This window comes from Vreelandella gomseomensis, assembly GCF_031451645.1.
GTDB classification, from domain to species: Bacteria; Pseudomonadota; Gammaproteobacteria; order Pseudomonadales; family Halomonadaceae; genus Vreelandella; species Vreelandella gomseomensis.
Genome location: NZ_JARWAI010000006.1, coordinates 195,687 through 216,538, shown reverse-complemented (window position 1 = coordinate 216,538; position 20,852 = coordinate 195,687). Strand labels below are relative to the sequence as shown.

Annotated in this window: 18 protein-coding genes; 6 read left to right on the top strand and 12 right to left on the bottom strand. The window is 63.7% G+C overall.

Annotated elements, in window-relative coordinates:
• Positions 1 to 158: 158 nt before the first annotated feature.
• The 4 genes from QC815_RS09970 (at position 159) to QC815_RS09955 (ending at position 3,851) form a co-directional block, all read left to right on the top strand.
• Entirely contained in the window at positions 159 to 1,538 is a 1,380-nt protein-coding gene (locus QC815_RS09970; protein ID WP_230447647.1) for an MFS transporter, read from the top strand.
• A gap of 65 nt (positions 1,539 to 1,603) precedes the next feature.
• Positions 1,604 to 2,191: a single-stranded DNA-binding protein gene (gene ssb / locus QC815_RS09965; RefSeq protein ID WP_230447648.1), complete on the top strand. Its 588-nt coding sequence runs from the start codon at positions 1,604 to 1,606 to the stop codon at positions 2,189 to 2,191.
• Between the two features lie 44 nt (positions 2,192 to 2,235).
• Entirely contained in the window at positions 2,236 to 3,126 is an 891-nt protein-coding gene (locus QC815_RS09960) for a sugar nucleotide-binding protein (protein ID WP_230447649.1), read from the top strand.
• Entirely contained in the window at positions 3,123 to 3,851 is a 729-nt protein-coding gene (locus tag QC815_RS09955; RefSeq protein WP_230447650.1) for a lysophospholipid acyltransferase family protein, read from the top strand. The genes QC815_RS09960 and QC815_RS09955 overlap by 4 nt, the downstream gene beginning before the upstream one ends.
• Before the next feature lie 78 nt (positions 3,852 to 3,929).
• Here the strand turns inward: QC815_RS09955 and fabB are convergent, their stop codons facing one another.
• Positions 3,930 to 5,147 (bottom strand): beta-ketoacyl-ACP synthase I, encoded by a 1,218-nt coding sequence (gene fabB, locus QC815_RS09950; protein WP_230447651.1) that lies wholly within the window; start codon positions 5,145 to 5,147, stop codon positions 3,930 to 3,932.
• A 12-nt stretch (positions 5,148 to 5,159) separates the two neighbouring features.
• The gene (gene fabA, locus QC815_RS09945; RefSeq protein ID WP_230447652.1) at positions 5,160 to 5,675 is read right to left on the bottom strand and encodes a 3-hydroxyacyl-[acyl-carrier-protein] dehydratase FabA; all 516 of its coding nucleotides are present in this window, start codon (positions 5,673 to 5,675) and stop codon (positions 5,160 to 5,162) included.
• 369 nt (positions 5,676 to 6,044) lie between these two features.
• Between fabA and QC815_RS09940 the strand changes: the two genes are divergently transcribed.
• On the top strand, positions 6,045 to 7,907 hold the full coding sequence (locus tag QC815_RS09940) for a putative bifunctional diguanylate cyclase/phosphodiesterase (protein ID WP_230447653.1): 1,863 nt from the start codon (positions 6,045 to 6,047) through the stop codon (positions 7,905 to 7,907).
• On the opposite strand, the gene QC815_RS09935 is transcribed toward QC815_RS09940, so the two are convergent.
• The 9 genes from QC815_RS09935 to QC815_RS09895 form a co-directional block, all read right to left on the bottom strand.
• Positions 7,904 to 8,416: a DUF2878 domain-containing protein gene (locus QC815_RS09935; RefSeq protein ID WP_230447654.1), complete on the bottom strand. Its 513-nt coding sequence runs from the start codon at positions 8,414 to 8,416 to the stop codon at positions 7,904 to 7,906. The genes QC815_RS09940 and QC815_RS09935 overlap by 4 nt on opposite strands.
• 20 nt (positions 8,417 to 8,436) lie before the next feature.
• Positions 8,437 to 9,705: an SAM-dependent methyltransferase gene (locus tag QC815_RS09930; RefSeq protein ID WP_230447655.1), complete on the bottom strand. Its 1,269-nt coding sequence runs from the start codon at positions 9,703 to 9,705 to the stop codon at positions 8,437 to 8,439.
• Complete coding sequence (locus tag QC815_RS09925) at positions 9,702 to 10,466, bottom strand: DUF1365 domain-containing protein (protein ID WP_230447656.1); 765 nt, start codon at positions 10,464 to 10,466, stop codon at positions 9,702 to 9,704. Before QC815_RS09925 ends, QC815_RS09930 begins: the two co-directional genes overlap by 4 nt.
• The gene (locus tag QC815_RS09920; protein WP_309768290.1) at positions 10,463 to 11,812 is read right to left on the bottom strand and encodes an NAD(P)/FAD-dependent oxidoreductase; all 1,350 of its coding nucleotides are present in this window, start codon (positions 11,810 to 11,812) and stop codon (positions 10,463 to 10,465) included. The genes QC815_RS09925 and QC815_RS09920 overlap by 4 nt, the downstream gene beginning before the upstream one ends.
• Positions 11,812 to 12,594, bottom strand: coding sequence for an SDR family NAD(P)-dependent oxidoreductase (locus QC815_RS09915; RefSeq protein ID WP_230447658.1), 783 nt, complete (start codon positions 12,592 to 12,594; stop codon positions 11,812 to 11,814). The genes QC815_RS09920 and QC815_RS09915 overlap by 1 nt, the downstream gene beginning before the upstream one ends.
• 59 nt (positions 12,595 to 12,653) lie before the next feature.
• Entirely contained in the window at positions 12,654 to 13,085 is a 432-nt protein-coding gene (locus QC815_RS09910; RefSeq protein ID WP_230447659.1) for a nuclear transport factor 2 family protein, read from the bottom strand.
• Positions 13,086 to 13,130: 45 nt separating this feature from the next.
• Entirely contained in the window at positions 13,131 to 14,543 is a 1,413-nt protein-coding gene (gene phrB, locus QC815_RS09905) for a deoxyribodipyrimidine photo-lyase (RefSeq protein WP_309768287.1), read from the bottom strand.
• Between the two features lie 62 nt (positions 14,544 to 14,605).
• Positions 14,606 to 15,526, bottom strand: a complete 921-nt coding sequence (locus tag QC815_RS09900) for a MerR family transcriptional regulator (protein WP_230447661.1) — start codon at positions 15,524 to 15,526, stop codon at positions 14,606 to 14,608.
• Between the two features lie 208 nt (positions 15,527 to 15,734).
• Positions 15,735 to 16,784 (bottom strand): NAD(P)/FAD-dependent oxidoreductase, encoded by a 1,050-nt coding sequence (locus QC815_RS09895; protein ID WP_230447662.1) that lies wholly within the window; start codon positions 16,782 to 16,784, stop codon positions 15,735 to 15,737.
• A gap of 153 nt (positions 16,785 to 16,937) precedes the next feature.
• On the opposite strand from QC815_RS09895, the gene QC815_RS09890 reads away from it, so the two are divergent.
• A complete protein-coding gene (locus tag QC815_RS09890) occupies positions 16,938 to 17,846 on the top strand; it encodes a TIGR01777 family oxidoreductase (RefSeq protein WP_309768285.1) in 909 nt (302 codons plus the stop codon).
• Here the strand turns inward: QC815_RS09890 and rapA are convergent.
• A complete protein-coding gene (gene rapA / locus QC815_RS09885; protein WP_309768283.1) occupies positions 17,843 to 20,788 on the bottom strand; it encodes an RNA polymerase-associated protein RapA in 2,946 nt (981 codons plus the stop codon). The two genes, QC815_RS09890 and rapA, sit on opposite strands and share 4 nt — an antisense overlap.
• Between the last annotated feature and the right edge of the window lie 64 nt (positions 20,789 to 20,852).

The following is a 20,852-nucleotide window of genomic DNA, read 5'->3' as shown; positions in this document are numbered from 1 at the left end:
CGGCTGTCGGCCCCCTCCCGGCAAAACGGTTTCGGTTATCCGCCAAGAGGGCCAACGTTTCGCCGATTCATCCAACGCGCTAGAATGGACGGCTATCTCACCTCCGGCGGCCATTGATCACCGGCGGTGGTTATCCTGACGACGATCCCAAGGGCTTTATGCGCAAGGTTTCCGCACTGTTGCTGACCTCCGAGCGCCGCGCTATCAGTGGCTTGGCGGGTCTCTATGCGTCTCGCATGCTAGGGCTTTTCATGGTGCTGCCCGTGCTGGCGCTGTATGCCGACACGCTGGCCGGGTCGACGCCGCTGCTGATCGGGGTGGCGCTCGGTGTCTACGGCCTGACCCAGGCGCTGTTGCAGATTCCGTTCGGCCTATGGTCGGATCGCATCGGCCGCAAGCGGGTGATTGCCATCGGCCTGGTGCTGTTTGCGCTGGGCAGCATCGTGGCGGCCCTGGCCGATACCATCGGCGCCATGATCGCCGGCCGCGCACTGCAGGGCAGCGGCGCGGTGGCGGCGGCGATCATGGCGCTGCTGGCGGATCAGACCCGTGAGCAGGTGCGCACTGCGGCCATGGCGACAATCGGCCTGTCGATCGGCGTGGCGTTCGGCCTGGCCATGGTGATCGGCCCCTGGCTGGCCGCCTGGGCGGGGCTTCCCGGCGTGTTCTGGCTGACCGCCGTGCTGACGCTGGTGAGCCTGGTGGTGCTCTGGCGATGGGTGCCGCCCGCGCCGCGCCGCGTTCAGCATCGCGATGTGGGGATGGATCGCCAGCAGTTGCGCAATGTCCTGACGCGCCCGGACCTGTGGCGCCTGGATCTGTCGATCTTTGCCCTGCACTTCGTGCTGATGGCAATTTTCGTGGCCGTGCCGTTTCGCCTGGTTGACGCCGGCATCAGCGCCGCGCACCACGGCCTGGCCTACCTGGCCATCATGGGGCTGTCGTTTGTGGCGATGCTGCCGCTGATGATCGTGGCCGAGAAGCGCCAGCGCATCACCCGGGTTTGCGTGCTGTCGATTGGGGCCATCACGGTCAGTCTGGCGGGTCTCGGGCTGCCGGTCTCCGATGGCTACTGGCTGTTTGCGTGGCTGTTCATGTTCTTTACCGGCTTCAATCTGCTTGAAGCCACGCTACCGTCGATGCTCAGCAAGCTCGCGCCGGCCGGGGCCAAGGGCACGGCCATGGGTATCTATTCCACCAGTCAATTCCTGGGGGCGTTTCTGGGCGGTACCCTGGGCGGCATGCTGGCAAGTGTTGGGGGGCTTAACGCGGTATTTCTCGGCTGTGCGCTGCTCGCGCTGGTATGGTGGGGCGCGATGCTGAACATGCCGTCGCCGCCGCCGCTGGCCAGCGAGGTGGTGGCGCTGGATGACACCGGCGCTGATACTATGGAGGTGCTGCTTGAGCACCTGGCGGACGTGGCGGGCGTCGAGGATGTGATGGTCGTGCCCGAAGAGCGGCTCGCGTATTTAAAGGTCAATCGACAGCAGCTTGATGAAGCGGCGCTTGCCAGGCTGGTAACGCCCCCCAGGACGTAAACGGGCAATGATGCGTCGTCGCGACGCTGTCGACGTTTAACGATATCAATTGAAAGGAGCGCCTTATGGCTCGTGGCATCAACAAGGTCATCTTAATCGGCAACCTCGGGCAGGATCCTGAGGTGCGGTTCACGCCCTCCGGCACCGCCGTCGCCAATCTCAACCTGGCAACCACCGATACCTGGATGGATCGTCAAAGCGGGCAGCGCCAGGAGCGCACCGAGTGGCACCGGGTGGTGATGTTCAACAAGACCGCCGAGATTGCCCAGCAGTATCTGAAGAAAGGCTCCAAGGTATACATCGAAGGGCGCCTGCAGACGCGCAAATGGCAGGATCAGAACGGCCAGGATCGTTACTCGACGGAAATTGTCGCCAACGACATGCAGATGCTCGATGGTCGTGGCGGTGATGCCCCGCAGCAAGGTCAGTACGGTCAGGCAGCGCCGGCACAAAACGGCTACGGCCAGAACCAGCCGCCTGCGCCCCCTCAGCAGGGTGGCGGCTATCCCCAGCAGGGCGGTGGACAGGCGCGTCCCGCGCAGCCGGCCCCCCAGCAGGGGCATCAAGCCCCCCAGCCGAACCAGCAGAACAGCAGCTATGGGGCGCCTGATCCGGGTAACTTTGACGATTTCGACGATGAGATCCCGTTTTAAGTGACGCTCATCGAGGCGCGAAAAGGTAAGGGAGACAGGCCGTCTTGAAGCTTTTGATACTCGATGCAGGGCACTGCTTGAGCCTGGCGCTGGCGCGCGAGGCGAGCCGTCGTTCTGATACGGAGCTGGTCATTGAGCAGGGAACCCAGGTCAGCGCCAGGCGTCTGCGCGAGGTGGCGCCTGATGCGGTGCTTATCCCGCCGTTGGCGCACCCGTTGAACATGGCGCCTGCCGACGTGACCGCCCACGCCGATGCGGTAGAGGCATGTCTTGCGGCCTGCCATTCCCAGGACGTGGCGCTCGTCTGGTGCGTCTCGGACCAGCTTTACGAAGACGGCTTCGACGTGCCTATCGATGAGCACGTCGTGCCGGCGCCCCGGGACGAGAGCCTACGCCGGCTGGTGCAGACCGGCAACCGGATTCGTGCCGACTTCGACCGCCATCTGATCGTGCGTCTGGGGCCGCTGTTTGCGCTGGAGGGCAGCCATGCCTGGCTGAACGAGCTGCTCGACAGTCTGGTGATGGGCGACAACGTACGCGCGGCCGAGGACGTCATCTTCTGCCCCACCTCGGCGGATGCCGTCGCCCTTGCCTTGATCGGCATGCTCCAGCAGCAGTCCTGCGGCGCCGATGCCTGGGGCGCCTATCATCTGGCCGGCACCGAACCGGTCAGCGCCTTTACCTTCACCTCCATGGTCAGAACCCAGCTGTCGACCCACCTGGAAGGCCGCGGCGAGCAGGTGACGCTTGGCGATGTCCAGGCGTTGACGCATCACCACGATGCCAAGCTCCGCCGGGTGCTGAACTGCCGCCGGATGCTCGACGTGTTTGGCGTGCACCAAAAGCCATGGCGTCTGGAAGTCGGCCGCATGCTGGATGCATGGTGTCTGACGCGGGACGCCCAGGGTGTCGATGACACAGGAGCGTCGCCTTGATACAAGTGGTGCGTAGCGCGGTTTTTTATGCGGGGTATTTTACCGCCCTCTTGGTGATAGGCGTATTGTTCTTACCCATTGCGCCGTTTTTACCTCTGGCAGGGCGCTATCGCCTGCTGAATTTATACAATCATTTTCTGATGGTCTGGTTTCGGATTGCCTGCGGCGTGCGCTACGACATTCAAGGTGCGCATCATCTGCCCGAGGGGCCCTGCGTGATACAGGCGAATCATCAGAGCGAATGGGAAACGGTATTTCTGCAGGTGATGAAGCCGCCCGTGTGCACCGTGCTCAAGCAGGAGCTGCTGCTGATCCCCGTGTTTGGCTGGGGGCTGCGCCTGCTGCGGCCCATCAGCCTCGACCGGTCGAAGCCGGCGCGGGCCATGAAGCAGGTTCTCACTCAGGGCGTCGCGCGGTTGGGAACGGGGCTATCGGTGCTGATTTTTCCCGAAGGCACGCGTGTCGAGCCAGGCGAGCGCAAGCGCTACAACAAGAGCGGCAGCGTGGTGGCCTGCCGCGCCGGGGTGCCGGTGCTGCCAGTGGCCCACAATGCCGGCGAACGGTGGCCAGGGCGTCACTGGGTCAAGCGTCCAGGCGTGCTGCGCGTGCGCATCGGCGAGCCGATCCCGACCGCCGGGCGAACCTCGGATGAGGTACTGGCCGACGTGGAAGCGTGGATCGAGGGCCAGCTGGTGGACATCTCGGACGTGCCCAGGCCGCAATAGCCGTGTAGTTGCAGCGCCCGTATAAAAAACGCCCCCTGTGAGTCGTCACAGGGGGCGTTTTGCAGCTAGCGACCCGGGTCAGTCGGCGTAGCGCTGGAACACCAGGCAGGCGTTGGTGCCGCCGAAGCCAAAGCTGTTGGACAGCACCCGGTCAATCGTCACGCCATCGCGGCGCTCGGTGACGATATCGAAGCCGTCGGCCTGCTCGTCAAGCGTTTCTACGTTGGCCGATGCAGCCACAAAGCGATGTTGCATCATGAGCAGCGAGTAGACCGCTTCCTGAACGCCTGTAGCACCCAAGGAGTGGCCGGTGAGCGACTTGGTCGAGCTCATTGCCGGCGTCGAATTGCCGAATACTTCGCGGACTGCTTTCAGTTCGGCGACGTCACCCACCGGCGTCGAGGTGCCATGGGTGTTGATATAGTCGATGTCGCCGTCGACGGTGGCCATCGCCTGGCGCATACAGCGGGTTGCCCCTTCGCCCGACGGGGCAACCATGTCGTGGCCATCGGAGGTGGCGCCGTAGCCGACCAGCTCGCCGTAGATCTTGGCGCCCCGCGCCTTGGCGTGCTCCAGCTCCTCAAGCACCAGCATGCCGCCGCCGCCGGCGATGACAAAGCCGTCGCGGGTCTGGTCATAGGGCCGCGAGGCTTTCTCCGGCGTGTCGTTGTAGTGCGTGGACAGCGCCCCCATGGCGTCGAACAGGCAGGAAAGCGTCCAGTGTTCTTCTTCGCCACCGCCGGCAAAAACCACGTCCTGTTTGCCGAGCTGGATCTGCTCCATGGCGCTGCCGATGCAGTGCGCCGAGGTTGCGCAGGCCGACGAGATCGAGTAGTTGACGCCCTTGATCTGGAACGGCGTAGCCAGACAGGCCGACACGGTGCTGCCCATGGTGCGGGTCACTCGGTAGGGGCCGACACGGCGCAGGCCTTTTTCACGCATGACATCCGCCGCTTCCACCTGGTTGGCGCTGGAAGCACCACCGGAACCGGCGATCAGGCCAGTACGCTCGTTGGAGACCTGGTCGGCGGGCAGACCCGAGTCTTCGATGGCCTGCGCCATGGAAATGTAGGCGTAGGCCGCCGCATCGCCCATGAAGCGCAGCAGCTTACGGTCGATGAGCGATTCGAGGTCAATATCCACGCTGCCCGCAACCTGACTGCGAAAGCCCCGCTCAGCATACTCTTCCTTGAAGCGAATGCCGCTGCGGCCGCTTTTCAGCGCCTCGAGAACTTGCTGTTGGTCGTTGCCCAGGCAAGACACGATGCCAAGGCCGGTGACTACCACTCGTCGCATGGGAGCCTCCTGTTAAAAATTCGCGGTGGAGGTAAATAGGCCAACGCGCAGATCATTAGCCTGATAGATGTCGCGGCCGTCTACCGAGACGGTACCGTCAGCCATGCCTAGAATCAGCCGACGCGTTATAATACGTTTCATGTTAATACGGTATGTGACTTTCTGCGCATCAGGCAGTATCTGACCGCTGAATTTCACTTCGCCGCAGCCCAAGGCACGGCCTCGTCCAGGGTGGCCGAGCCAGCCCAGGTAGAAGCCCACCAGCTGCCACATGGCGTCAAGGCCCAGGCAGCCCGGCATGACGGGGTCGCCAGGAAAGTGGCAATCGAAAAACCATAGGTCGGGCGTGATATCCAATTCGGCAATCAGTTCGCCTTTGTTATGTTCGCCGCCTTCTTCGTGAATGTGCGTGATGCGGTCAAGCATCAGCATGTTGGGTGCTGGCAGTTGGGCATTGCCCGGGCCGAATAGTTCGCCGCGCGAGCAGGCCAGCAGTTCTTCGCGATCAAAGGAATGTTGCTTGGTCACTGAATCGTTCCGAGTATCTAGATGATGGTTGGCCGCGTGCGGCACCTGGAGCCGAGGCATAGCGCCGGCGCATGCGAGTACAGTCCAGCCGCGAGGCACGGCCCGCAAAGCCTTGCCTAGTCTACTTCCCGAGGCCGCTGATTGCACGCAACTGCCTTATTATCCCGTTGCGCTTTAGGTTTTTGATCAGCCGCCGAGAGTGTAAGGAGGCGCATAGTGTAGAGTCGAATGATCGGTTTTGCACAATAAACGCTTTATTGACGTAAGATTGACTGTTCAGGCGGCTGATTAGGCCGCATGATGAGGTGGATCCAATGCCTTGATGAGAGCAGTTTCAAGCCCGTTTTAATAGGATATCGTAAAATCAGCATGTGGCCTCCCGTTTCGCTTAATCGTCCATTGATCTGGGCGGCGTTGATCGCCCTGCCGGCCTGTATCTGGATTTCCGATGCAGCGCTGCGCATGGTGGCGGTCACGGTGGTGACGTTAGGGCTCTGGGATGCGTGGCGACAAGTGCGCCGTCAACGGCTGTGGGGGCGCCTGTCCCAGGATGCCATGGGCATTGCCAACGATGCCATGGTCATGAGCGATGTGGAAAACCGCGTCATTGCCGTAAACCCGGCGTTTACCGAGATCACCGGCTACGAAAGCCATGAAATGGTCGGCCGCAAGCTCGATACCCTCGCTGCCCCTCGTCACGATAAAACCTTTTATCAGCATTTCTGGAGCACCCTGAAAAGTACCGGGCGCTGGGAAGGCGAACTATGGAATCGCCGCAAGCACGGTGACGAATACCCCGAGTGGCTCAAGGTGCGTGCCGTCACCGACAAGCGCGGCAAAATCACTCACTACATCAGCCTGTTTACCGATATCTCGGCCCAGAAAGCCCGCGAGCGTGACCTTCGCCGCATTGGTTATGAAGACCCCTTGACCGGCTTGCCGAACCGGCGTCGACTGCACGATCTGATGGAGTCGCGCCTGCGCCAGCTACGCGCTGGGGAAAGCCTGGATATCGCGCTGGTCGATATCGACGGGCTCAAGTCGGTCAATGACAGCATGGGCGTCGAGCAGGGCGACCGCCTGCTGGCGCGCTTCGCTCAGCGGTTGACCAGCTATATGGCGGGAAGCGTCGTGGGCCGCCTGGGCGGCGACGAATTCATGGTCATTCGTACCACTACCTTTGATGACCACGACAAATGGATCACCAACCTGCGCGATCACATGAGCAGCCCGTTCGAGATCAACGAGCAGTCATTGCGGCTGGGCTTGACGATTGGCAGCTGCCGTGCGCCAGAGGACGGCCGCGACTCCGGCGTGCTGTTTCAGCGCCTGGAATCGGCGCTATACAACGCCAAGCGGCTGGGGCGCAACCACAGCCTGCGCTTTCGCCCCGCGCTGGATAAACAGGACAACCCGCAGCTGGCGCTGGTCAGCGATCTGCGCGCCGCGCTGGTCTCGGGGGATCAACTCGAACTGTACTTCCAGACCCAGCACCACCCCGGCACCGGTGAGCTGCTGGGCATGGAGGCCTTGCTACGCTGGAAGCATCCCCGTGACGGCATGATTTCCCCCGGCGAGTTCATTCCTCTGGCGGAGCGCCATGGCCTGATGGCGGAGCTGGGCAGTTGGGTGATTGAAAAGGCTTGTGCCCAGCAGGCGCACTGGGCCAATACTGAGATGCCGACGGTGACCATGTGGGTCAATATTTCGGCGCTGCAGCTCTTTCACGGTGACCTGGAAACCCTGTTGGCCACCTGCCTGAAACGCTACCGGCTTACCCCGGCGCATATCGGCCTCGAACTGACCGAGTCGGTGCTGTTGGACGAGCGTGCGGGGGACATGGGGCCACGCCTGAAGGCCCTGCGCGATCAGGGTTACGCGATTGCCATCGACGATTTTGGTACCGGCTACTCGTCGCTTGGCTACTTGAAGCGCCTGCCGGTGGACAAGATCAAGCTTGACCGGGCGTTCATTCGGGAGCTGCCGGGAGACCAGGCGGATGCCGCCATCGTCAAGGCGGTGCTCTCCATGGCAGAAGGTCTTTCGCTGGGCGTGGTGGCCGAAGGCGTCGAAACCAAGGAGCAGTGCGACTTTCTGGTCGAGGCGGGCTGCCACATCGTTCAGGGGTTCTACTTTGCCCGCCCGATTTCTGCGCAAGCCCTCGAACAGCGCTGGCTACCAACGCCCCCGTCGCCGTCGCGCAACGACGCCATGGCAAAAGCCGGCCCCTAGTCAGGCACGGCCTCCCTGGCATAGCGCTGCTCCCAGCGCCGGAAGTAGCGGCAAACGCCCAGGCACAGCACAGCCCAGATCAGCGCCTGCGCGGGCAACAACCACGACGCCAGGGTGACATCGGTGAGCGCTGCGCCCGCAAAATACGACAGTGGCCCCCCCACCGCGCCCAGGGCGGCGGCCATCCAGGGCCATCGCCATAGCCAGGCAAGTGAATGGTGCACCAGGGTGGCAAAGAGTGGCCACAGCATCCACAGCCACAGCGGCAACAGGCCGGCGATGAGCGTGCTGCCCTCAAACATCAGTCCGTCGGCCAGCTGCAGGCCGCCGTCGATGACCAGCCCCAGCAGGGCAAAGACCGCCACCAGCCGCCATTCGCCGGGTTTGCCCACGTATTTCAAGTGCAGCACGAGCCAGGCACTGCCGGCGATAGCCGCCACCCAGGAACCGCCCACCACGCATAGCGTCCAGATCACTTCAAAGCCCAGGGCATTGACGGCAATAGCCATGAGACGCCGCCGGGCAAGCATTACAGGGCTCCGGTCAGGGGCGATGGCTTGGCGGCGGGCTTGGCCAGCACCATATGGCAGGTGCCGATGGAGCGCTCGAGGAAGCCGCCTTCGCAATAGCACAAATAGTAGCGCCACATGCGGATAAAGCGCTCGTCGTAGCCCAGCGCATGGACATGCTCCAGGCGGGCTTCGAAGCGGTGGCGCCATTCGCGCAGGGTGCGCGCGTAGTGCTGACCGATTTCATCCAGCGATACCATGTTCAGCGAGGTCTTGCGCATCAGGCTGCTGGCGATGGCGTGATGCGACGGCAGAAAACCGCCCGGAAAGATATACCGCTTGATGAAGTCCATGTCGCGTTTGGCGTCTTCAAAGCGCTGGTCGCGGATGGTGATCGCCTGGAGCATGGCCTGACCGTCATCGGTCAGCAGGCTGTCGACCTTGTGCAGATAGGTATCGAGGTATTGATGGCCGACGGCTTCGATCATTTCGACGGAGATCAAGCGGTCAAAGCGTCCGGTCAGCTCGCGGTAGTCCTGTTTTAGCAGCGTGATCTGTGCTTCCAGTCCCTCTTCCTGAATGCGCTGAGCCGTATAGGCGTGCTGCTCCTCGGAAATCGTGGTGGTGGTCACCCGGCAGCCGCGGGTCTTGGCCGCGTGGATCGCCAGGCCTCCCCAGCCGGTACCGATTTCCAGCAGGTGATGCTCGGGCTGTACGTCGAGCTTGTCGAGCATGACATCCAGCTTGTAGGTCGAGGCTTCTTCCAGGCTGGCGTCCGGGTAGGGGAACACGGCGCTGGAGTACATCCAGTGGTGCTGGTCGAGAAAGGTCGCAAACAGGTCGTTGCCGATATCGTAGTGCGCAGCAATGTTGCGCTTTGAGCCGGTCAGGCTGTTGCGCTGAAAACGGTAGGCCCAGGCCATCAGCCAGCGGGTCATGCGGGCGCTGCCGTTTTCCAGGTTGCCGTTGACTTGATCCAGGTTGACCGCAAAGAGGCGCACCAGGGCGACCAGGTCGTCGGCGTCCCAGTCGTTGTCCATGTACGACTCGGCGGCGCCCACGGTGCCGCCGAAAGCCAGCCGCTTCCAGGCGCGGGCATGGCGAATAACCACGGTGACGTGGAGATCGCCGCCCTGGCCCAGATGGTGGCACTGGTTGCCTTCGATCAAGGTAATGTGGCCACCGGTAAACGCATCCAGCTGGGCGATCAGGCGCTTTTTCAGCCAGCGTGTCAGCCGGCCCTGGGCCGCGGGCTGGATATCGGGCGGTGTGGAACGCAGGGTCGTCATTTCGAGGTCTCCTTGCGCTTGGGGTGGTTATAGACAGGAATGCGTTTCAGCCACAGCCGTAACGCCTCGAAATGAATACCGGCCATCGTTTTCAGGCTGATCCATGGCTGGCGGGCCAGCGTGGCCAGCAGTATCCTGGGCGTTGCCGGGGACGCCTCGAGGGTCAGGGTGGCGTCGAAATGGCGCTGGTCAGCCTGCCAGTTTTCCATGTGCAGCAGGAGCTGGTCGTCGGGGGTGTTGAAGCGCCAGCGGTAGGTCATGTCCATGGGATTGAACGGCGAGACGTGCATGGCTTTCTCAAAGGTCGCGTGGTGGCGATGGCGTTGCGGGTCGACACGGCAGGCGTAACAGGTGCGCTCGCGCCAGGGCATATTGGTGACCTCGCCGAGCACCGCGGCCAACTGACCATCGCGGTCGTAGGCGTAATACATCGTCAGCGGGTTGAACATGGCGCCGAGCGTACGTAGCTGGGTAAGCACGCAGATGCGGCCCTCAGGGGCGCTGCCCAGCTGGCGGGTCAGTTCGTCGCGCACGGCGGTGACCAGCGGGCGGTCGCTGGGGCCGAGATAGTCCTCGCGACGAAAGCGCGCCAGGGCAGGCCCCCGGGCGCTGAAACCGGCCACGCCGTCAAACAGCGCCGGCAGCTCATCCAGGTCCAGCCAGGCCATCCATAGCGTATAGCTAAAGGCATGGTGGCGTGGCGTAAAGCGTCGGTGGCGCAGGGTGCCGCGATAAATACGCGAATGTGGCGTTGTGGTCATCCCGCGTCGCTCCCCTGATAGGCATCAAACAGCTCGCTGGTGGGCAGCGCGGTCGCAGGGCCCAGCGGCATGGCCGCTTCATCGCAGCCCAGCGCACGAGCCACGCGCAGGGCGCTCCACACCCCGTCTTCGTGAAAGCCGTTGCGCCAGTAGGCGCCGCAGAAATGCGTGCGCCGGGCAGGCGATGAAATCTCGTCGTGGCGCTGCTGTGCGGCCTGCCCGGCCAGGGTGAACTGCGGGTGGGCGTAGACGTAGCGGCCCAGGATCTTGGTCGGGTCGATGCTTTCCGAGTCGTTCAGCGTGACACAGAAGGTGGTGTCGCTTTCCAGCCGCTGGAGAATATTCATGTCGTAGGTGACTGATACCCGCTCGTCGGTGCCGCGACCGTCAAGGCGATAGTTCCAGCTGGCCCAGGCGCGCCGGCGACGCGGCAGCAGCGAGGTGTCGGTGTGTAGTACCACCTCGTTATCCTGGTAGGGCATCGCGCCAAGAATCTCGCGTTCGTCCGGCGTTGGGTCGCCGAGCATGGCCAGCGCCTGGTCGGCATGGCAGGCCAGCACCACCTGATCGAAGCGTTGGGTGCCCGCTTTAGTGGTGAGCGTCACGCCGGTGGCGTGGCGCTCGATGCGGGTCACCGGCGTGTTGAGATGAATACGCGCGGCGTAAGGTGCGGTCAACGCCGGGATATAGCCGCGCGAACCGCCCACCAGGGTGTGCCACTGGGGGCGATGGTTGACCGACAGCAGGCCGTGATTGCGGAAAAAACGCACGAAAAAGGTCAGCGGAAAGGCGCGCAGGTCGCTGATGCTGGCCGACCAGATGGCCGCCCCCATGGGCAGCAGGTAGCGCCGCTGGAAGGCCCGCCCGTAGCCGTTCTGGTCGAGGTAGTCCCCGAGGGTCATGTCCGACGGCAGGCGGTCGTTTTCCAGGTCGCGCGTCGCCTGCTTGTTGAAACGCATGATATCGGCCAGCAGGCGGTAGAACGACGGGTTGAGCAGGTTGCGCCGCTGGGCGAACAGCGAGGTCAGGGTATGCCCGTTGTATTCGAAGTCCACGCTGGTTTCATGCACCGAAAAGCTCATTTCGGTGGCTTGGCTTGGCACCCCCAGGGCATCCAGCAGGCGCTGAAAATGCGGGTAGGTCCAGTCGTTGAACACGATGAAGCCGGTGTCGATGGCGTAAGAGTGGCCGCCGACCTCGACGTCCATGGTCGCGGTATGCCCGCCCAGTCGCGCGTCGGCTTCGAACAGCGTGACCTCGTGCTGGGCGGATAGATACCATCCGGCCGCCATGCCGCTGATGCCGCTGCCGATAATGGCGATGCGTTGAGACGCCGTGTTGCTCATCAGGAAGCCTCTTGCGGTCGAGTCATGCGCAGGCCGATTCGGCGACGCAGGCCGGGCGGCAGGATACCGAGCAACTTGACCAGGTAGGTAAAGCGGCGCGGGAAGTGGATGTCCAGATGGCCCTTGACCAGACCATTGATAATGGCCTCGGCGGCGGCCTCGGCGCTGACCTGCATGGGCATGGGGAAGTCATTACGCTCGGTCAACGGCGTCTTGACAAAACCAGGGTGAATCAGGCTGACGTCGATGCCTTCCTGGTCGAGGTCGAGACGCAGCGATTCGAGAAAATAGCTGACGGCAGCCTTGGAGGCGCCATAGGCCTCGGCCCTGGGCAGCGGCAGGTAGGCGGAGGCGCTCGACGTCGCAGCGAGGCGGGCGGGTTTGCCTTCCCGGCGTGCTGCGCGCAGCAGAGGGAGCGCGGCTTCTACTCCATACAGGGTGCCGAACAGATTGGGCGTGAACACCCGCTCGACCAGATCCATGTCGAATTGTTGTGCATTGAGGTATTCGCAGGTACCGGCGTTGAACAGGGCAAGATCCAAAGCGCCCAGTTGCTCGCCGACCTGCTGGCCGGCCGCCAGCACGGCCTGGCGGTCGCTTACGTCAAGGGCCAGCGGATGGGCATCGGGATAGCCCTCGCAGAGTGCGTCCAGTGCTGCCTGGTTGCGCGCGCTGACCACCACCTGATGGCCCTCGGCAATGAGTTTTTTGGCCACGGCTTCACCGATGCCCGAGGTTGCCCCCGTCAGCCAGATGCGCTGGGGCGTTGTCCATGTGCTCATCGTCCCTCTCCAATTGCACCCCGCAGGCACGATCTCAGGCGTGCAAGCCAAGGTAATCGTTAATCCAGGCGCTGTTTCAACCAGCGGATGACGCGACCCATGAGGGGTAGGTGCTCGTAAAGCATGGCCCCGGCATCGAAGTAGTCGCGGTGCCGTGATACACGGCCGTCATTGGCAAATGTCAGGGCGCTGCAGCCATCGACCTCGATAGAGCGACCGCCTGCAAGGCGGGGATGCGCGAACGTCATGGTCCAGGTAACGAATGCCTGACGACCCTGGCACTGGCGACGGTGGTAGACGAACTGACAGTGCGCGACGTTTGCATACATGGCCGCGAAATAGCGCTGAAGTGCCTCGCGCCCCTCAATGTGGTGTAGTGGATCGTTGAATTCAATATCTTCAGTATATACCTCGTATAGTTTTTCTGTACAGGTATTGTCTAGTTTGTTGAAGAAGGCGCAAAAATCTTCCAGTGCCTTGTCCTGTGACATGACGACTCCCGAAGCAGTTAGGCGTGCAAGGGCGTTGGCGCTGCCTCAGGTGGACAGCGCCTTGAAGGCATCGAGCGCCCGCTGGCGTGCGGCCTTATGGTCAACGATCGGTGCAGGATAGTCGCGCGTGGTCAGCATGTCCCGGGGCGGTGCATGGCGCGCCTTGGCCGGCAGGCTTGCCAATTCGGGCAGCCAGTGGGCGATGAACTCACCGTCCGGGTCGAAGCGCGTGGATTGCGTGGTGGGGTTGAAGATGCGGAAATACGGCGCCGCATCGGTGCCCGTGGACGCAGCCCATTGCCAGCCGCCGTTGTTGGCGCAGAACTCCCCGTCCACCAGGTGGCGCAGGAAAAACGCTTCGCCGCGGCGCCAGTCGATCAGCAGGTGCTTGCTCAGGAACATCGCCGTCACCATGCGCAGGCGATTGTGCATCCAGCCGGTGGTGACCAGTTGGCGCATGGCGGCGTCCACCAGTGGGTAGCCGGTACGTCCTTCGCACCAGGCCTGAAAGCCCTCATCGTCATCTCGCCAGGCAAGCCCACGGGTATGGGACTGAAACGGCTGATAGCGGCATACCTGCGGAAACCCCACCGCCACGTGCTGATAGAATTCCCGCCAGATAAGCTCGCTCACCCAGGCGCAAAGTCCTTTGTCGCCATCGGCCAGGCGCCCGCCGTTTTCGCTCATGACCGCCTGAAAGCACTGGCGCGGCGAGAGCATGCCCAGGGCCAGGTAAGGTGAGAGCTCGCTGGTGCCGCGAACCTTGGGAAAGTCTCGCTGGTCGTGATAGTGGCGTCCCCGGAAGCGTAAAAAACGTTCCAGATGGTCGCCGGCGGCGTGTTCACCGGCGGGCCACCGGCGTTCATCGACCGGTGTGTCATCAAAAGTAGGCAGCGCGGGTAGCGGGTCGCTGTCGATGCCCAGCGGCGACTGGACCGCCGGCGTGTCGCGTAGCGCCAGCTGCTCCGGCGTGATGTGTTTGTGCCAGGCCTTGGCAAACGGCGTGAACACACCGTAATAGTCGCCCTTGCCGGTCAGCAGTGAGCCCGGAGCAAAGGCCACGGCGTCGTGGTGGCCGTGGACGTTGATGCCCGCCTGCTGGAAGGTTTCGCGCACGGCCTGATCGCGGCGCTGCTCGTTCAGCGGGTATTCGACATTGAAGTGAAGCTGGTCGATATGCTGCTCGCGGGCAATCGCCAGCAAGGCGTCGGGGGCCGCGTCAAAGGTGTCAATGTCGCGATGCAACAAGGGGATATTGAGCCCTTCGAGGGCCTCCTTGACGGCCGACACGCCGCGCATCCAGAAATCGATCTTGTTGGCTCCGTGGCCGTGGGACTGCCACTGGGCGACCGAGCGCAGAAATACCGCTACCACCGGCCCTTTGGCCGCCGCGGCCGCCAGGGCGGTGTTGTCGTGAATGCGCAGGTCACTGCGCAGCCAAACCAGCTGTCGAGGCATGGATACTCCTGCCGGGCGGTTCAAAGGAAGGCACCGCCGCGGCGACGGTGTCTGTCAGTGGGTCAAAGGACGCCCGACTCGCGAAGCAGCGGGCGCAATCGGGCAATGGCCTGGGGTAAATCGTCGCCCAGCATGTGCACGGCGGTATCACGCAGCTCGGCATCGCGCAGGCGCGCGACTTCGCCGCACACCCCGATGGGCACGTTGAGCGCCGCGGCGGCGTCGGGCAGCGCCTGGCGGATATAGCGATCGTCTTCCCGCTGGCCGCTGGACAGCAGTACCATCGACGAGTGAAGCCGGGCCACGGCCTGGGGAAGGTCCTCGAGCGGCAGCGAGTGGTCCAGCAGCTGTACCCGATAGCCCTGTTCGCTGGCCATGAGTGCGGCCATCAGCACCCACAGAGGGCCCGGGTCGTCCGGCATGACGTTGAGCAGGATCAGCGGGCCACGGGTGGCCTGGTTGGCGTAATGCAGGCGGATGCCAACCTGGCTGCGCAGAAATGACTCGAAGGTACGCCGCACGAGCTCGTCGGACTTCACCGCCCACTTGGCTTCCAGCGTCAGTATGACCGGCTGCCACAGCTCGTTGATGGCGGTGCTCAACGGATACAGCGCCAGGCTCTGATGATAGAACGCTTCGAGTCTGGGCAGGTCGAGCGCTTCGATGGTGGCCTGCAGCTGCTGGCGCTGACTGACCCAGTCGCCCGCATCGGGTACCGGGGCTTCCACGGTATCGGGCTGATCGAGCAGGTCCGCGACCTGGCTTACCGGAACGCCACGATTGAGCCACTGCAGAATGCGCTCGATGCGCGTGATGTCGTCCTGAGCATACAGGCGGTGCCCCTTGGGGGTACGCTGGGGGCGAATCAGCCCGTAACGTCGCTCCCAGGCGCGCAGGGTGACCGAGTTCACACCCGTCAGGCGGGAAACTTCCCGAATGGGATAAAGGGGGGTGTCGGGTGGGTGGGTCGCCTTGTTGCTCATGGGCGCCAGTGCCTCTTAGTTGTGTGCGGCGCCAAGCCGCATGGGTCTATCGTGGGTTGCTGCGCAGGGCAATGTGGTTTGCTATCCATAGCAATTACCTAATTAACCGATCAACAAATGTAAATAACTAACGTTCCTTTGTACAACTTGTGGCGCCAAGGTACAACCTTTGCATGCATAACCATAGGCGCAAGACGCGCGCGCCGCATCAAACCGACCGATCTACTAGCGCATGGGCCAACAGGGTTCCCGAACACCACGCCGACTCCACGCGGCTGGCCGTGAAGCTGTCGCCGCACATCGCCAGGCCGCTGTCGCTGTACAGGTATCGCCGGTCGTCGGCTTCGGCAGGCTGGGCATAACGCCAACGATGGGCGCCGCTGGCAATGCGCGCCGGAAGAGGCGTGCCGGGCGGATAAAGTGATTGGAAGGCGGCCCACAAGTCATCGGCAATGGTTTGCGGGTCGTGTTCCAGGTAGCGGTCGCTCCAGTCCAGCTGTGCCATCAGGCTGAGACTTTCCGGCTGGTGCTCGCGTCCGGGTTTGGTGTGATTGCGCGACACCAGGCGCAGCGCCGGATGGTCGGCCCGCGCCATGTGCCAGTCCTGGCGTGCACCGGGCGGGACGGGCAACGGCCGCTCGAGGATGGCCCAGGCTGCCCAGCAGCCGCGCTGGAGACGCTGGCGGCAGGCCTTGGCCAGCGTGCTGTCCCAGTCGGCAACCAGCGGCAGCGTTTGGGGCGGCGGCGTGGTGAACACCACTTGTTGATAGGGGCCGAAGGTATTGCCGGCGGTGTCGATCAACTGCCAGCCGTCCGAGAGACGCTTCAGCGCCTCGATCCGGGTCGCAAGCTTCAGCGTGCTGCGCTCATGGGCCTGAAAGGTATCGGCCAGATGACGCGTGATGGCGCTCATGCGGGGGACGCCGGTAAACCGGGCGTGGGGATCGTGCTGCAGCTGCCAGCCGTTTGGACTAGCCTGATAGCTGATGGTCGGCCAGCGAGCGGCAAGCCCGGCGGAAATCCAGCGGGCCAGGGCCTCCTGAAAGGCCGGATCCCGCGCGGTGAATGCCTGGGCGCCCAGATCCAGTTGCTCCTGGTTAAGGCGCTTGGTTGACATGCGCCCCCCGGGGCCGCGTCCCTTGTCGAACACGCTGACCGTGGCGCCGCGCTCGGCCAGGGCGTTGGCACAGGCAAGCCCGGCCATGCCGGCCCCCACAATCGCGATCGTCAACGGCGGTGAAATCTGTGCTGCTGTCATGCTGGCCTCTTGGGCATCTTGCCTGGCGGGACGCATAGCGTGGCTGGATAATCATGTACGCAATGCTTTATTTGTAATAGTTTTGTATAAATAGGCTTCAATGTAAACCTTTCACGGCGTCGCTTGTGCGTCGATACCAGAGGGAGAAACACCATGCGTGTACTAGTGACCGGCGGCAGTGGCTTTGTCGGCCAGCGGCTCTGCCCGATGTTGATTGCCCAGGGGCACGAGGTGCAGGTGGTTTCCCGCACCCCGCACACGGTACGCGAGCGGCTGCCCAAGGAATGCGATATCCGCGACAGCGCCCAGGCGTTTATCGATACCCCGCCCGAGGCGCTGGTCAACCTGGCGGGCGAGTCCATCGCCGCCAAGCGCTGGAGCGATCGTCAGAAAGACCGCCTGATCCGTTCGCGGGTCGAAGCGACCGAGCAACTGGTGTCGCTGTGTGAGCAGCTGCACGAAAACGGCCAGCCGCTGCCCAAGGTGCTGGTCAGCGGCTCGGCCATGGGCTACTACGGCGATCAGGGCGATCGGCGGGTCACCGAAGACACCCTGCCCCATGACGAATTTGCCCATCGGCTATGCGCCCAGTGGGAAGCAGCGGCCAAGCCCATCGAGGCCATGGGTGTGCGCCTGGCGATCCTGCGTATCGGATTGGTGCTGGGCCCGGACGGCGGCACGCTGCAGAAGATGCTGCCGCCCTTCAAGCTGGGGCTGGGCGGGCGCTTTGGCGACGGCAAGCAGTTCATGCCCTGGATTCATCGCGATGACCTGGTCAACGCCATCCTCTTCCTGCTCAGCGATGCGTCACTGTCGGGGCCTTTCAACGGCAGCGCGCCGCATCCGGTGACCAACGCGGAATTCACCCGAACCCTGGCCAGGACGCTGCATCGCCCGGCGGTATTGCCGGTGCCCGCCTGCGTATTGAAGGCGGGGCTGGGTGACATGTCCCAACTGCTGCTGACCGGTGCCGATATGCGCCCGGCGCGCCTTATCGACGCCGGGTTCACGTTCACCTACCCGACCCTCGACAAGGCACTCCAGGCGATTCTTGACGACTAGCCGTTGGGATCCACGGTAATGATCACCCGCACGGCATCGAGCCGCAGGCGGGTGTTTTCAATGGCGTCGCTGAGCGCTTGGCGCTCCTGTTTCAGGGCGTCGAGCTCCGCGCTGCGCACCGAGGGGTTGTGCTCCGCCAGCGCGGTCAGCCGGGCAAGCTCGGCGTCCAGCTGACTGCGCATGCGGGCCTCGGCAGCCTCGACGATGCTTGGCAGCTCGCGCTCGGCTTCGCCTTCGCCCTGGGTGAGCAGGCCGCGCAGCTGGTCGTGACGGCCCTTGATCAGGTCGCGGGCCAGCGATTTGTTGACCTTCTGCAGGTTTTTTCCCAGGCCGGTAAACGAAATCTTGTCGGTGAGGTTGGCGCCGGACTCATCCAGCAGCACGCGCACCGCGGTGGGCGGCAGGAAGCGATTCAGGTGCAGCGACCTGGGCGCCGGGCAGTGGGTGCGGAACACCAGTTCTGCCATCAGCCGGTCGCTGGGAATCGCCGGGTGGCCGAGTAACGCAAGCGCGGTGTTGCCCATGGTGCCATCGAGGATGCGGCCCATCATTTCACGCAGCAACGGGTGCTCCCAGGAAAGCCGCTGCACGTCATCCCGGGCGAGGGCCAGCTGGCGGTCGAACGTCGCCGAAAAGCCTTCCTCGCCTTTGACCAGCCCCGGCAGGCCATCCAGCATGTGCTGGCCGGGCTGCAGCAGCATCAGGCCGTTGCCGATTTCCTGGCTGTCGACGCCGAACACATCCAGGGCGCGTTCCACATAGCGGGGCAGGGCGGTATCGTCGTCCAGCTCGCGCACCGCCTCGATCACCTGCTGGGCACGCTCCGGGCGGCAGGCGTTGAGCTCCAGTAGACGGTTGCGGCCGGCATCCCGCTCGGCCAGCTTGGCGATGAACATCTCGCGGGTTTCGCCGATTATTTCATCCAGCATCTCGTCGTCGAGCAGCGCATCGGCCAGCGCGTCGCCGAAGGCGTTGAACAGGTCGCTGCCGATACCGTGAGGTGCGCTGAAGGCATCCATGCCTTCGTGATACCAGCGCATTAGCCGCTCGCCGGGGCTGCCGGTAAAGGTGGCGATGTGCATCTCGATGGCGTGGCGCTGGCCGATACGGTCAAGACGGCCAATGCGCTGCTCCAACTGGTCGGGATGCTGGGGCATGTCAAACATCACCAGGTGACGGCAGAACTGGAAGTTGCGCCCTTCGGAGCCAATTTCCGAGCAAACCAGCACCTGGCAGCCGTCTTCCTCGTCGGCGAACGCCGCGGCGGCGCGGTCGCGTTCGACCAGCGACAAACCTTCGTGGAACACCGGGGCGTGATAGCCGCCCAGCACGCGCAGGCCTTCGGCCAGCCCTTCGGCGGTTTCGCGGTGGTGGGCGATCACCAGCACCTTGTCGTTGGCAAAGCCGGCTGCGCTTTCGTCGCTGAGCTTCTCAAGCAGCCAGTTGACCCGTGGGTCGATGTGAAACCAGGGCTCGCTGTTGAGCGGGTCGTCGCTGAGCTCGCGGTAAGCAGCATCCGGGTAGATCAGCACGTCCGGATGATCCATGCCGGTTTCGATCAACAGCTCGTCGAGGTAGTCGTCGTCGCGCTCCAGGCGGCGCAGCGTGCGGCGATAGGCCGGTGGCAGGTCGAGGGCCGTCAGGTGCAGGCGGCGCTCGGGGAAGCCACCCACGTGGCGGCGGCTATTGCGGAACATCACCCGCCCGGTGCCGTGGCGGTCGAGCAGCGCATCGCGCAGCTGGCGGCGGGCGGCATCCTGCTGGGCGGCGCTGGCCTCGGAGTTGCACAGAGTCGCCAGTAGCGCCTGGCTGTCGCGGTCGTCGGCAACGGCCTCGACGTGGACCCTGGCGTCAGGTGAAGCGGGCAGCGAGTCGAGGGCATCGATGGCGCTGGCCACCGCGCCGTAGTGGCGCTCTTCGTCCTTGAAGCGTTCCAGGTCGTGGTAGCGCTCCGGGTCGAGCAGGCGCAGGCGGGCAAAGTGGCTTTCGATGCCCATCTGTTCGGGGGTGGCGGTGAGCAGCAGCAGGCCGGGGATATCCGCCGCCAGCTGCTCGACGCACTGATAGCCGGGGCCGCTGCCCTCATCGCTCCAGTCGAGATGGTGAGCCTCATCGACGATCAGCAGGTCGAAGTGGCTGGCCAGCGCCTGCGTCTGGCGGTGGGTGTTGGCAAACAGCCAGCCTTGGCTGGCAAGCACCAGCTGGGCGCTTTCGAAGGGGTTTTCGCTGCCGTGGGCCTGGCTTTGTTGCTCGTCGAGTAAGCTGACGTTGAGCGAGAAGCGCCGCAGCAGTTCCACCAGCCACTGGTGGGTCAGGCTATCGGGCACCAGGATCAGTGCCCGTTCAACACGCCCCGCGAGCAGCAGGCGGTGCAGAATCAGCCCGGCCTCAATGGTTTTGCCGAGCCCGACCTCATCCGCCAGCATGACCCGAGGGGCATGGCGACGGGCGACTTCGTCGGCGATATACAGCTGATGGGGCACCAGGTCGATGCGCGGGCCGGAAAAGCCCAGCGCGCTGTGCTGTTCGATACGCTGATGGTGGTGCAGGGTACGAAAGCGCAGGTCGAACCAGTCGTTGCGATCCACCTGGCCGGTCAGCAGGCGGTCGCGGGCCTGGTCGAACTGCATGGTGTCGGCGAGTTTGGCCTCCGGGAGCTCACGTGGCTGGCCCTGGCTGTCCTCGCCCACGTAGGTGATCAGGCCGCCTGCGGTTTGGCTGTCATCGACGATCATCTGCCAGCCGTCGGCCGACACGATGCGGTCGCCGGTGCCGAACATCACGCGGGTCAGCGGGGCCTGGCGGGTGTTATAGGTGCGGGTTTCCTGGCTGGCACTGAACAAGATGGTAACGCTACGGGCGTCGCAGTTAAGCACGGTGCCGAGCCCAAGCTCGGCTTCGCCGTCGCTAATCCAGCGTTGGCCGGGGGAAAAATCGCTCATGATGCCTCAAGGAAGTCTGCAATACAGGACGTACGCTGCCGGCCACAGGAGCCGGCAGCAACAG